This is a genomic window from Rhizobium sp. BK112 (assembly GCF_014193215.1).
Lineage (GTDB): Bacteria > Pseudomonadota > Alphaproteobacteria > Rhizobiales > Rhizobiaceae > Rhizobium > Rhizobium anhuiense.
This window is the reverse complement of record NZ_JACHYZ010000019.1, coordinates 32,659-46,983: the sequence shown is the minus strand read 5'-3', so window position 1 is coordinate 46,983 and position 14,325 is coordinate 32,659. Positions and strand designations below refer to the sequence as shown.

General features: G+C 57.5%; 7 protein-coding genes. All 7 read right to left on the bottom strand.

Annotation, left to right across the window (positions count from 1 at the left end; translation table 11 throughout):
- Positions 1-56: 56 nt before the first annotated feature.
- A complete protein-coding gene (locus FHT75_RS32535; protein ID WP_097623574.1) occupies positions 57-6,041 on the bottom strand; it encodes a DUF3320 domain-containing protein in 5,985 nt (1,994 codons plus the stop codon).
- A 374-nt stretch (positions 6,042-6,415) separates the two neighbouring features.
- Positions 6,416-7,849 carry a ThiF family adenylyltransferase gene (locus FHT75_RS32530; RefSeq protein WP_183845732.1) on the bottom strand — a complete coding sequence of 478 codons (1,434 nt, stop codon included), beginning with the start codon at positions 7,847-7,849 and terminating at the stop codon, positions 6,416-6,418.
- Between the two features lie 414 nt (positions 7,850-8,263).
- The gene (locus FHT75_RS32525; RefSeq protein WP_097623577.1) at positions 8,264-8,749 is read right to left on the bottom strand and encodes a hypothetical protein; all 486 of its coding nucleotides are present in this window, start codon (positions 8,747-8,749) and stop codon (positions 8,264-8,266) included.
- 1 nt (position 8,750) lies between these two features.
- Positions 8,751-9,242 (bottom strand): hypothetical protein, encoded by a 492-nt coding sequence (locus FHT75_RS32520; RefSeq protein ID WP_143541158.1) that lies wholly within the window; start codon positions 9,240-9,242, stop codon positions 8,751-8,753.
- A 74-nt stretch (positions 9,243-9,316) separates the two neighbouring features.
- A complete protein-coding gene (locus FHT75_RS32515; RefSeq protein ID WP_183845733.1) occupies positions 9,317-12,652 on the bottom strand; it encodes a UvrD-helicase domain-containing protein in 3,336 nt (1,111 codons plus the stop codon).
- 2 nt (positions 12,653-12,654) lie between these two features.
- Entirely contained in the window at positions 12,655-13,278 is a 624-nt protein-coding gene (locus FHT75_RS32510; RefSeq protein ID WP_097623580.1) for a hypothetical protein, read from the bottom strand.
- Entirely contained in the window at positions 13,275-14,267 is a 993-nt protein-coding gene (locus FHT75_RS32505) for a hypothetical protein (RefSeq protein WP_143541159.1), read from the bottom strand. The genes FHT75_RS32510 and FHT75_RS32505 overlap by 4 nt, the downstream gene beginning before the upstream one ends.
- Positions 14,268-14,325: the final 58 nt, after the last annotated feature.

The window sequence follows — 14,325 nt, the reverse complement described above, 5'->3', positions numbered from 1 at the left end:
TCGCTGGTCGTACCGATGCCGATGGAGGTCGCTCGAATGGATAAATCGGAACATGGCTACTCGAATGAATGGGTGGTTGACATATGCTGCCGGGCTCTCGCAATGGCTTCGTCAAGGCGTGCACGGGAAACAGCGGCAAGACGCTCGACACCAAGCAGCCGAGCCAGATCTCGCGCCGGATCCAATTGGTCCAGTAAGTCGGGATTGTCGAGTACCACAAAAGCAAGTTCCGCAAGCGGGATATCGGCGATCGACCTGCGTGCATCCTCGCTGGCTGGTTGGCGATACGGAATAATTTCGGAAACGGTTCCCACCTTCCAGACGAACTCGCCGCTCGATTCCTTGGTCGTGTCGAGACCACGCAGATGAAGGTCGATCCTCTCTCGGATTCGTCCGCCAGTACGCAACCAGCCGTGCGCACGAGAAATCCGCTGGGCTAGTATGTCTGTGCGTAGCGGACTTTCGGTTTCGATGACCACTTCGATCATACCTCGCAGGATATCCCTATAGCCGAATTCAAAGAACTGATCGGGATCGGCTCGGAAGCTGGACAGATCGGTGACACTGTATCGCCGCCGATCCGAAGCTTCGTCGCCAACCGAAGCGGCAGGTGGTTGCATTTCCACCGATTCAGACACGCTGGACGATGGCGACGTCTCCACAGAGACGAGTTCGGTCTCGACGGTCTCTGGAGGCAAAATAGACTGCTCGACAGGAGCGGCAGCTTCGTCGTTACGAATTTCGTCGATCCCCTCCACCTCGTGTCCCATGTCCCAATGGGTCGCAGTGCTCTCCATTTCCGTAGCGCGACGCACCCTGCTTTCCTCCAGCAGGCCCTCGAGGCTGGCGTGAAGCCGCTCGGCGCAGCCTGCTGCATCAAACCACCAATCGGTCGACCAGACACGCAGTATGTTCCAGCCAAGGCCTCTCAACACCTGTTCACGGACCTTGTCGCGATCTCTGGCGGTTGCCGATCCGTGATAGGTGGCGCCGTCGCACTCCACGCCCGCCAAATAGGTACCAGCCAGATCGGGATGACGGATACCGAAGTCGATCCGGAAGCCGGAAATCCCAACCTGCGGCACGACCCTCCAGCCGCGCCGTTCCAATTGTGCAGCGACGGCCTCCTCAAAGGGGGAATCGAAACCACCGACAGAGCCGATATCTTGCGCCGGCAGGGCGATTGCGCCACGCTCGGCATAGTCGAGGAACGTCTTTAGATGCTGTACGGCGATCGCCTTGGTTCGGGCCGGGTCGATCTGGTCAGCCGTGAAACCTGAGAAGACGATGAGTTCCTGTCGTGCACGCGTCACAGCAACATTGAGGCGCCGCTCGCCCCCCTCGCGGTTGAGCGCACCGAAATCCATCATCAGCTTGCCAGCGGAATCCTTCCAGAACGTGATCGAAAAAAGGATGACATCCCGCTCATCGCCCTGCACGTTCTCCAGATTCTTGACAATCGTCGACTCGACGCGTTCCTCGACAAAGAACCACTCGAGCTCCGGATCGTCTCGGCGTGCGGCATCGAGGAGATCGAGGATCAGCGACTGCTGTTGCGCGTTGAAGGTTATCACCCCAAGCGTCGGGCGATCTTTTTCAGGCAGTTTCAGCCATGCCTTCATCCGGGAAACGGCTTCTTTCGCCACAGCCTCTGCTTCAATCCGGTTGGTTCTGCTCTTGGCACGATCGTAAATGCCGTTAGGCACCTTGCGCAGATGTACGGCGCGGTCTTCAACGGCAGGCGACGGAAACGTTACCAGACGGTTCTGGTAGTAGTGATGATTTGAGAAAGCGATCAGAGACTCGCTTCGACTGCGGTAGTGCCATCGTAAATCGCGGACCGGAATACCCGCGGCCTTCGCCTCGTCAAGAATGCTCTCCAGATCCTTCTCGTGATCGGCGACTTCATCCTCTTCCTCGTTGCGCCCGAAGAAGTTCGTCGGCGGCAACTGCTTCGGATCCCCGACAATGATAGTCTGGCGAGCCCGCGCGATGGCTCCAACAGCGTCCCAGGTTGTTATCTGCGACGCCTCATCGAAGATCACAACGTCAAACAACGCCTGGTTTGGCGGGAGATACTGAGCAATGGAGAGCGGCGACATAAGCATACAGGGTGCGAGCTTTGAAAAGTTCTGCGGCATCTTGCCGATCATGTCTCGTATCGACTGGCTCGGCCGCTGCAATTCCATCTGGTAGCGCAGCAGGCCGAGTTCCGAATTGCGTGGAACACTCTGCACGGGTGGCAATCCGTGGGCAATCACGCTGACGACGCGCGAGGTAGCGTGTGATCGGACGAGATCATCGATTTCACGAAATTCACGGATTGCGTTTTCGTGCTGGAAACGCCGGAAATTCCGCAGAACAGGATCGGCGTCGAGAACCTTCGGAAGCCACCACCTGGCGTAACCGAGGCGAAATGCAGCCCGCGCTTCATCGGGCCGGATCACCCCATTCTCAATCTGTTCGACCAGAGAGGACAGGTTCGCATGCATTGCGCGGCTTCTGATCCGGCACCACGCTGACCAATCGCGAAGCAAATGTCGTGCGCCGATGAGAGCATCAAGTTTCTCCCTGAGCGTCGTAAAGTCGACCACATCTTTCTCAACGGAGCCGTCCCATCCTGCAATCGCGCTGAAGCGCTGTCGCGCTTCTTTGAAACCGTCGACTGCAGCGAGAAACCTATCTCCCGCCTGCCGGACGCCATCGTTTTCAACCGCGGCTTGGAGTGACGGCGCGATGATACGAAGCACCGACCGTATCTCCTCCTGGTCACGTCCCGGAAGCGGCATCGTGGCACGAAACTCTCGCGCCAGTTCGAGAATTTGCGCAACGGCTCCGACATCTGTACCCAGGCCGCGTACTGGCAAAGATTTTCCGTTCAACAAATTCTGGTCGATCGCCGACAGGCAGTCCTTCATGCGGCGCAACAGTGGGAGGTCGCGGTCCGGTTCCGCGGTACCTTGATCGGCATAGCTTTGCAGCAGCTTCTGAATCTTACGCTTGCCGAGCATCGCGTTCGGCCAAAACGAAGCGTTCGCCTCACGCCATTGGCGATCAAGCACCTCTGGATCAAGATCTCGGACGGCGGAAGCCTCATAAGACGCTGCGAGTCCGCGCTCTGCGTCGCGATAAGCCTCGATAGAATTTCCAAGGCTTTCCAGCGCTTCGGCGCATCGCGCGAAATCCCGATCGAATACGATCGTGATGTCGCGACCTCGACATTTCTGAAGTGCTCGCGCGAGGCCTTCCAATGCTCGGAGTTCGGCTTGTGACGACCGTTCCCGCGGCTTCAGGCCGATGCTCGCGAGATACCCATCGATTGAGCTGGCCAACAGATCGATCGCATTCTGCAACGATTGTGCGGACGCTAACAACCCATCCTGCCAGCCGGAACTCCATTCGCCAACCCTGACAAGGTCCAGTGCTGGTTGCCGCTCGACCGATGCGAAGACGAGGCCGAGTTCGCCCGCAAGGTCTTCAAGCTCGCGTAGCGTCTGCGCGTCATGAACGTCTCGTTCCAACCATGACAAGCTTGGTGCCGGAGCGTCCACAGCCTTGAGAGTGATTCCCAACGCCAGATAAGGCGTCCATCCGTTTGGATAACGATTGTGCAAAGCCTCCACGTAGGCATTGAGCTCGTCGCGACGCAATCGAAGACGCTCGTTGATCGCGACCCACTCAGACGCATCGGTCCGACCACCATGCTCCCAGGCTGCCTTGAGCTGTCCAAGGAAATGTCGGCGATCAGCCTTGTGCGAGTGCAATTCGATGCAGTGATCTCCGAGGCCATGCGTTCGTAACCGACGATAAACAACGTCGAGTGCAGCCGTCTTTTCAGCGACGAACAGAACCGTTTTCCCCACTGCAAGACAGTTCGCGATCATGTTTGCGATGGTCTGGCTCTTGCCCGTACCGGGAGGGCCGACGATGACGAAGTCTCGCCCTTCGGCAGCCGCGAGGCTTGCCGCTGTCTGCGACGAATCCGAAGGAAGAAGGCAAATTATGTCCGCCGGCGCATAAGCATGATCGAGCTCACGCTCGTCGCGAAACGTCGATTGTCCGCCGCCTTCTTGGAAGGCTTCCTCTGGCGTATCGATCAGATGGCGGACCACCCTGTTCTCGCGAAGTGCCTCGGTGCGTTCGACCAGATCCTTCCACATGAGGAATTTCGCAAAGGAGAAGGTCGACAACGCTGTCTCGTCCACAACCTCCATACCGGGCACGTCGCGGACCGCCTGCCGCATCATAGCGAGAAGACGTGGCACATCGACCCCATTGTCATCGAGCGGCAGATCGCCGCCGAACTGGGGGAGCGTCAGGTCAAAATCCCGCTCCAGGAATTGCAAAAGGGTCGCATTGAAGCGCGGCTCATCCTCATGAAAGCGGATCGTGAAGCGCGAACTGGCACTGCGGCGCTCAAGCTTCACAGGAACCAGCAAAAGTGGCGCTCGATAGCTACGCTCATCCTCCGGCTTCTTCTTCCACCGAAGGAAGCCGACGGCAAGAAAGAGGGTGTTGGCCCCGCCCTCGGCAAAATCATTACGGACCTGCCTATACAGGTCGATCAACCGAGCCTCGAGCTGGTGGGTATCCAGTGGCGACGGGAGTTCGTCCCTAAGCAGAGCTTCGGCAGCAAAACTGCGCTGAAGATCACGACCATGCACGTCGCGGTAGAGCATCGCATCCCGTTCGCCGAGTGGGTTCTGTTCGGGCAACGAAATAATCCGCACTGCAGCGCCATTCGCGAGTCGGTCTTCGAGATAGGCGACGTCAGTGCAGAGAAACGGTATCGTCTTCTTCGATTCCGGAAAGTTGAGGAGCCGGTTGCGAAGGGTGAGATCCAACAGCTTCTTCTGCCATCGGTCGATGCGGCCGGCGGCGGTGGTCGGTTTGATCTCTATAGTCTCAGCCGGTAACTCGCCAAAATTGGGAGCTGACGGAAGTGGCAGGTCCGAGACGGGTGTCATATCGTCATCGAAAACATTGCGCCGGACCGGCTCATGTGAGGCGAGCGGCATGACCCCGCCGCTTCGCGATCGCCTAATGTCGATCGCCGCAACGAACGCGTGAGCTTCCCCCTCCCCCAGACGGCTGTCCAGGACCCGCTGTGCGCTTTCCAAGATCATGGCGGGGCGATGCGTCGCGCCAGTCGTTTCAAACACTATCAACTCGCGCGATGCCAGGGCCTTTCGAACCTCCATCTGATCCGTCTCGACCGCATGGGCGAAGGTTCTCTTGGCCAGCCATACACCAACTGCCGCATGCCCATTGAACATCAAGACGACCGGGTGTAATCCGGCTGCTTCCAGCCCGGCGGCAAAAAGAAGGGTAATATCGAGACAGGTCGCTAGCCGCTCCTCGGCAATTGTGCTGGGACGCCGAATCTTCTGGCCGCGGCTCTCGAAACTTGCAGGCGGTTCGGCGTAGTGCAATCCCATCTTGGCAACAGCCGAATAGATAGCTGCGGTCAGCATGTATGCTCGCTGAGGATCCTGTGACTGGTAGCCGTCCAATCCGCCTGGATGGCCGTGTGCTGCAAGCCTTTCGGCGGCCGTCCGCAGGATTTGGGCCACCCCCGGATCGTTTGGCATGACGAAGGCTGGCAGCAGTTGCACCATGTCGGCAACGCCTCCCCATTCGTCCCGCGCAAGCAGTCTGACGGGAAGGCGTTGTTCGTCCAGAATCTCTCCACCCCTGGATAAGCGTAGCGTGATCTCACCGCGCTCCGCCTCATTTAGGCCGGAGAGATAGCCGGCGTCGAATTCGACTTTTCGATCGACCAGCGGAAGCCGATCGCCCGGCGTCAGGCGATCAACTATCCATGATTTCGGCCTCAGGAACGAAGGCGAAGATGTCAAATCGAGCCGGCAGTTTTCAATGTGCCTATCAGTATTATTCTCAATCAGGATCGATCGGATGACCGGGATGGCATTTTGATAAGAAGCGTAGGTGAAGCTTGCCGCAACATCGACAATAATGGCAGGATTGTCAGATTTATCGGCTTCTTGTTCCTTGGTACCATTATTTTCGAAAACCTGCATCGCTGTCTCCCCCTAACGGGAGACTAGCGACGTTTCTCAACTTTAAGAAGACCATTATTGGTGTTGCGATTAAATTTTTAGGAGGTTTTCTGCGAGCTACACGCACGGCTATCGTTTCTATTTGCGTCAGCCGCTTGTAAGGTCATTCGCCACTGAGGACACGAAGATAAAGAGGCAAAGCGAGCATTCGCCTGAGCGAAATCGAACTGGCGACCGCTTTACGATCGCGAAGTCCGTAGGCGTTTAGCGTTCATTTCAAGGCGCGGCATTTTCTTTCAGTGTTTGCTCTTCTGGCTTGCCTTCGTGAAAATGACGGTGGCTTGCCATGCGGTTGTCTGCCGTTCAACTAGCGGAAGTATCTATTTGCGAGCTCCCTACTCGGAACGCCGGCAATGAACAAAACCGAAAGCATATGGTTCTGCATCCGTCGCCCAGACCGTCTCGGCATCGGCAAGAGCAAGCGTCGAGACAGACAATACTTCTACCGCCCGGCCGGAATGCAATCGACGAAGTACCTCAGAGACAACAAGACAGCCCGCTACCAGTCCGACGAACGGAACGGCGATTGTGCGAGTCGCTAGGCGCACAAGCCCACACTCGTCCATTCCATCTTTGGCAAGCGACAGATATGCTGGCGCATTTCTGTAAGACGGGTTCGACTGCCCGATTTGCCGTCCCCAAATAAGCCCTGATGTTCGTGACGCGGGAAATGTGTGGATGCCGATGCTTTGAAAGGAATCGAGTCCGGCACCGAGACCGGCTTCTACAACAAGTCCGAAACCGGCCCTATCAAGAGCAGAACGAGCCTCGGCGTTATCAACACCGCACAACGCAACACCCGGCTCCGACACTGTGCGCCGGCTCCAATCGCCGAACAGGCGTTCTTCGAGCATAGTTTCGAAACCCCGTTGCTCGAGCCACTCTGCCAGCACCCGTGTTTTCCTTGCTCCCGCATCCTTGGGAAACGACAAAAGAGAGGTGCTGTGGTTGGAAACTCCTATCCTGTCGATGTCCTGAAGCATCAGTTTTGCCTTCTGTGCGCCATCGAAATCGAGTGACGCTATGGCCCAGGCATACGCTTGCCCGAGGTTGCCAAGTCCGATTAGCCAAAGCGACGCGGGAAGGTAGGTCAATTCGGGCTCGCCGACATCGTAACTCCAATCGGCGTCGGGGTTCCACAACGACAGGCCAGCGGGCCGTCGTCCGGCGAGCGCATGCATCTTCGAAAAGAACGCGAATGCTTCCGTGGCGCATACTGCCGATGCGAGCACTGGCGCAAGGCCAATCGCCCGCCGCTCGTCAAGGCGCCTTTGTCCCTCCATCACAACGCCCCCGCGCCACCCGCTCCATGTCAGCCGCCATTGCGGCGCTGCGTTCGGCGACGGTGTGGCATCACCGATGAGGACGACCGGGCATATCGAGGGTTCGCCATCGACTGTGGAGTGCTTGCCTCCGAGTTCGACAACGACGTCGCGAATGTTCCGACCATCATAGAGCGGCGATGTCGCAACGCAGTCGGGCGCACCTACTACTTCAACACCACCCAGAAAGGTCCTGGAAGCTAGGTTAACCAACGTGAACAAAGCGGTCTGTTCCAAGGGGGACGAACGCATGGATTCGGAGACCCGGATAGAGAGGCTAAAAGATTCAAGAATTGTCATGGCCTCGGCGTGACTTGCCGCCTTCCCGCTATCCATGAAATATTTAGCGGTGCGGTGTAGTTCATCAGCGGTGACAACGGGCATGTTCAGCTCCACGTTCCAGTATAGAAGAATTTCGATTGACGCGTTCCGGACCTGTTCACCCACTCATGGTCTCCGCGATACTGATATATTCCGATATCTGCCATGTTGACGGGCGACCTTGCGAAGTTGGGGATGATGAAGGCGATGTGGCCGGCGCGTGCCACCATGGGGTTCGTCTTGTCGGACCAGCTTTGACCCGCGTCCCCTGGGTGGGTGTGGACATCGGCAACGACCGTAAAACCGCGACGTCTGCAAATCGCCCAGAGTCGAGAAAATGCGTCTCCATGAAGGATGCAGACGCCACTGTCATAGGCGGCCCGATCGAGGTCATCGTAGTAGACGACGCTCACAATGTTCCGCTTCTCGCCCGAGATCGTACCAAGGAGGAAAGCACCTGCCTCGTGTCGGCCCGCGCCCCGTCGCTCGAGCTCGCCGAGCACCCCGTTCCAAAGGCTAGGCGAGCAACGAATAGCGTGATTAGGCGCTACGAACGCCCGAATAATCGCTCTGATGGAAAAGGTCATAGATTTGCTCCAGGTAGCCGACGATGCCGCGCTCGGCGTTCCACAAACGGCTCGGATGTTCGGTCCGCCAGTTGTCGTGCCCTTCGATTGAATGCCGGTCGCACGGTAGGTAAAGGCATTCGCCGTTCCGCCAATCGGGGCGGAACACTGCTGGGACATGCGAAGTGCCGGTCGGCCATTTCGCGGCGTTCAGCGGGCTATCCGCTTGTATATCCCATGGCTGCGCCGTGACCGGAACATACGGATATCCGGAACACTCGAAACGAAAGGCATATTCTGAAGGCGCGTCGCTTCTCGGTGGCGCTGAGACGGCAATGGTCGCGTGTGGCCAAGAGAGCTGAACCAAGCGCCACCTGCAGTTGAACTCGCCGCACCGGAAATCCGGGGCGGCAAGATCGCGTTCAAGGAGCAAGCGATCAGGAGGGAAGGCGACGTCCATGTCAGCCCTCGACGCGCTTTTCAGGAACCAGATCGAAGCAGACGGCACAGGTATTATTGTCGGTCAGTTCCTGGAGCGTGGTGTCGCTGGAGGGACGCTTCGTCGAATTGCATAGCTGCAGCACATGTTCGGCAGCATCCTTGGGGTTGATCTTGAACTTGCGAACCGCCCATTCCTTGACCGCACGGACGCGAGCGCCAGGTGCAAAACGGTGCTCGTCAGAATGCTCGAGATAGTTCACCGTCGTCGCGACGCGGCGGCAGCGGGTGACATGAATGCGAAGACCGTCCTTCAGATGATCGAGCGGATCGGCAAGGTTCTTCGATACGGGCTCTTCGGCATCGCCGAGGAACACGTGCGTTTCGCCATCGACGTCGATGCCGGCTTTCGCCAGAACATCGTGAAGGTCGCGAACCGTCGCGGTGCTGTTGAGGAGACCTTCAACCAGATCGCCGCGGCTGTGACCCAACATAAACACAGTAATAGTGCTCATTTTGCTTCCTTTCGTCGGGTCCCGGTGACCCACATAAAGAAAGCGGTTCGAGCTTCAAAAAATGGGGCGCGCGCCTAACCGGTGCAGCGAAAATAGTAGGGGCAGTTCGGGCAGTATCGACGGTCTGCATTCTCAGTGCCGAAATCGCCCGCCTCGATGCTCGAAATGACGGTTTCGTACTCTTTCAGATTTTTGGCATCAGTTTTCGACGAAGACGGTACACGTTCGCCTGTGGACAAATAGAGTGTTTCGACCTCGATTTTCTTTCCTGGGTGGTTGATCTCCGCACTTCGTCTGAGGATGGAATAAATGGGCTTTTCCGGTTCGGATTTCGTTTTCCGCCCGGTTCTCACCCTCTGAACGCGCACGGTATTCCCCTCTTTCACTACCCTGTCCGGCCTTACCGAGATCACGTTCGCGCCGAGCGGTACCGTCCACTCGACGCGCTGGTCACTCCATGGCTCGGATGCGACGATGATAGCCATCCGGCTTATCATTTCCCGAGCGATATTGAGGTAGAAGCCCGCGAAGCCGTGCGTAAGTGGGCCGCTTACTTCCCAAATCGACTCAAGCTGTTTCACGGCCGCATCCGCGCCCGCCTGCTGTCCCGACCGGACCTGTTCTTCGACCCAATTCACCGCCTCGTAAACACAGCGATGGAAAGCGACGTAGGGTGATTCGTCTCTCCTTCCTCGTAGGGCGTCCACGATCTGATAACGATAGCGGCGGCCACATTGGAGATAGATGTCGAGATCACTCACAGGGTAGACGTCTTGCCGAGGAACAGGCATCAGAAGGCGAGCGCCACCTTGATCCGAACTGGCCTGCGCTCGACGACCGGCCTTCAGTCGCAACGGCGGAAGGAATGCAGATTCGCCAGCCTTTCGCGTCTTGTATGTCTCCGCCCGGGTCAGCGACAGGTAATCCCTCGCTCGGGAGAGCGCGACGAAAAACAGGCATTCCTCCTCAGCTTGATGCCCGTCGCGATCCATCGCCAAATGCTCCAGGCCAGTGGGAGGGACATATCGGACACCGCGCCAGGAGCCCGGCATATAGCCGGTGGCGAGTGCGGGCAAATGAACGGCTTCGAATTCAAGACCCTTGCTGCCGTGGATGGTCATGACGCGAACGGCGTCCATTTCAGTCGCTTCCGACGAGATCGATCTGTATGCAGTATCTTCGTTTAGCGCCTCGATGCGTCGTATCCGCGCCAAGAACTTCTTTCTGCTCTTCTCTCCCAACGCGGCGAACTCCCCGCAAACCTTCAAAAGCTGATAGATTGCGACCAGTTGCTGCTGCGCGGACGGGCTATCGTTGGTCAGGAGAGGCTGGAGATATGCGCTTCTGTCGATTAACCAACTCGTCAAAAGCGTCCATGGGGAAGCGTTTTCCAGCCCTGACAATTCCGATCCGAGCTTTGCGAGACCTCGGGCACCGCCCGGCGAAATATCGACGACTTCGGCGGCCCGTCCAAGTGCCTCGTAAATCGCGAGATTATTGGCTTTCGCCCATCGTACGAGTCGAAGTGAATCGTCTTCCGGCACGGCATAGTCTCGCAAAGCCCCCACGCGTGGCAGTCCGACTGCCCCATGTTCGGCATCCAGTGCAAGCAGCGTAAGAAGGTCCCGAACTTCCTGGCGCTCGAAAAGGTCGCCCAGGTAAAGCAATGGCACTCCAAGGCTCTCCAGAACCCCCGCAATGCGTGACAGTGTCAAATGAGATCGCGCAAGAATGGTTTGACCAGCGAAGGCCACGCCGCGCTCTTTCAGCTCTAGTATCTTGTCTTTAATTGCTTCGGCCTCGGCGACAACCGAAGGAGCGACCGTCATCGCCACTTCTTCGGCCGTCTGTCCCTCCCGGGAACGGCGTTGGACGTTCCAGGTACCCGACATGCTCCTGCCACCACCCATCGACGCCGAGAACGTCTCGAAGGCACGGACGACGGGACCAAGGGATCGGTAGTTGTTGGTCAGCGCTGTCCTCGTTCCCCCGAAATCTGCTACAAACCTTGTCACATTGGTAGGTTCGGCACCGCGGAACCGATAAATCGATTGCCGGCCGTCGGCGACCACCCACAGATTTGCGCCCGCCTCGTTAATCGCCCGGAGCATCTCGGCGCTGGCAAAATTGACGTCTTGATATTCATCGACCAACACCTGCGAGAAACCGGCAATGTAAGACTTTACAGCCGCATTGTTGCGGATCAGATAGTTCGCCAGTCTGACGCAGTCCCCGAAATCGACCGCGTCGCGTTCGATCAGACATTCCTCGTAAATTCTGTATATCTCGGCGATCTCGAGTGACCGTTCCGCTTTTTCTATCTCGTCGTCCCCGACCGCTGCGCGCAAATCTACAGTGGCGGCCGCTGCCAACTGCTCATGCGACACAAGTTCGTCTTTGCAGCGCGAGATCACTTTCAGGACCTGCGCGAGTTCGTAAGCGGGTTCATAGAGGTTCTGATAATGCTTTAGGGACAGCCGCTCCAGGTTGTCTTCAAGGATAGCAAGCGAGGCCGCCTGATCGATCACACGCACCTTGGTCGTCCGTCCGAGCTGGCCCGGCCATTTCATAATCAACTCGAGGCCAAAAGCGTGGAACGTTCCGACCCACATCTCTATGGACGCATCCGCGTTCATCGCGGACAGGCGCTCCCTCATCTCCTCCGCCGCCTTGTTCGAGAACGTCAGGGCCAAGAATTCTCCGGGCGACGTACCATTTTCGAGGAGATGCTCAATACGATGGATGAGAGTCCGGGTTTTTCCGGTACCGGGGCCGGCATCCACCAACAACGGACCCCCGCTCCAGGTCGCGGCAATCCGCTGGCTTTCGTCCAGCTCGATCTTCGGACCGGGCTCGGCAGTCGTCGGTGGCGCGGTCAACGGTGGCAGCAGCAGCGCCCGGACCATCTGGTTCATAACGAGATTGAACGGTAGCTCGAGTTCAGCGGCGATGTCGGACGGTCTCCTGCCCCTGAGATACTCCTCCTTCAACCAGTCGGCCGGACAAAGGAATTCGCCCGCGAAGACATCGGCTTGCTGTTCCTTTCTTTCCCGAGCCGAATAACCTTCAACTCGACCAGCACCGCTATCGACGGGGTCGCCGCCGAGGCCGCCGGTCGATGAAGTCACCTCGCTGTGGGGATCGTTATGCAGATGGAGATGCCCGAGCTCATGTGCAATCACCACGCGCTCGTCGATCGGTTTCTGATCTGGCGATAGGTTGACCAAAAGAGCCGTTCGATCAAGAGAGCCTAGCGTGCCCTTCCCAAGATCGATGCGGCGTATTTCCAGATCGTCGATTTCAAGGGCCGCGGCAATGATCGAAGCAGCTCTCCTGTCGCCCCCGGATCGTTCGAGCGCCTGCCGATGACATTCACGTGCTTTCCGTCTGACATCGCTCCAACTGTCCATGATCAGGTTTCTCCCAACCAGTATTTCTTCCGTTCCTGGGCCATGTTGCTACCTGCAATAATCTCGGCATAACTTCGCCGTGGTATGATCGGCGGGCCCGATGACTTCGCGTGCTGAAGCGTTGGGTTGTCGAAAGCGTGCTTGTAGGCGCGTTGGAACGTCGCTTCGCTTATTCCAAAAAAACCGCGAACGGCGTCAATGAGCATCCGCCCAACGGGCTCGATCATCCAGCCGTTGAAGAGATCGGCAAGCACATCTCGGCCGATGCCAAGCTCCCTTGCAACCTCATGAACCCTCTGCCCTCTCTGTTCCAGCATTTCGTGAAAGCCGATCGACGGCTCGGCCTCCCGGGTCGCCGCTTCGCTTTCACTTTGGAAAAGAGCATTCAAAACGCGGCTGCGTGCCCTTGCCATCATCGTGTCGCTGATCGGCAGATCGGTCGGCTCGCCCATCGAATCGGCGGCGTCCCAATCAAGGGTGATCGCTGCATGAATGCGAATATCCTCCGCAAACTCGGGATAACGCTCGGTCCACTCGATTATCTGCGCCGCCGTGGGGTGCGGACATGCGACATGGAACTCGTAAAGCGCACGATCGCGGTTGTTTTCTCGGGGTGATCTGATCATTGTCTTCCTCCACTCGTGGCGCTGTCGAGTAATGTAACCTCCTTATGTTGGGAGAGTTGTTCCTGCACTTCGGCAATCCAGCTCCCGACAGTTTTCCTGTCGACGCCAAGCGCCTTGGCTATGGAAGGGCCGCTATTCGAATGGATTGGGATGCGATTCATATGAAGACGAAAGGCAAGACGCTTCCTCGGGTCAGCGACTGCCAAAAGTATCCGCTCATTATCGATGGTCTCGTCCAATTCTCTGACGCCGGCGAACAGGTCTGCATCGCCGATCGTCTCCGCGTCAAAGTCCATGTCTTCACCGTCGTTATCGTACGCTTCCGCGGATCGACAATCGGCGCGACTGCTTTCATTGCCGCCGCCGAGTTCATGGCCATCTTCATGCTGCTCGACATCCGAATCTGTTGGGGGACCGAGTTGCTCCGTCTTGGCCTGTTCCTCGAGTGCGATCTCCGATTGGGTGTCGGCGTCCGCCGCCTTCCATGCCAGTTCATCGGTCGGAATACGAGAATGCTTGAACTCAGCCGCTATGGCATCTTTGATGCGGAAGCTGACCCGCGCAGAGAATGCCGTCCTCAGTGCCTTGCCGTCTGCCGAAGCGGGATCAAAAAGCGCAGTGAGAAGCTCGGTATGGACGCGGTCGATGATATCGCAGCCTTGGTTGGGATGATTGAAGCCCACTCTGTTGCGAAGCATCCGCATCAACGCATTCGAAATTCGGAACGCTAGAGGCTCGCGAACACGTCTGTCCGTCTCCGGCCCAAGGTCCTGCAACGCAGCGACCAGTACCTCGAGCTTGAACTCGCGAAGACGATCTTTTGTGATCGCCTCGCGCCAAAAATCGAGATTACCCGGTGACGGCGAAGGGGTATCCCTTACCTTCATTTTCGTTATCTCCGGCGTCGTTAAAAGTTTCTCCCTAAAAGACAGCGGCGCGAGCACAAAAAAATGGGAACCGTCTGAAGAAAAAATCCGCCAACCGTCCATTATCCATCCGGGGTAGAATAACTGATTCTTGTGAAATCAACCCATAGATGTTCCGACC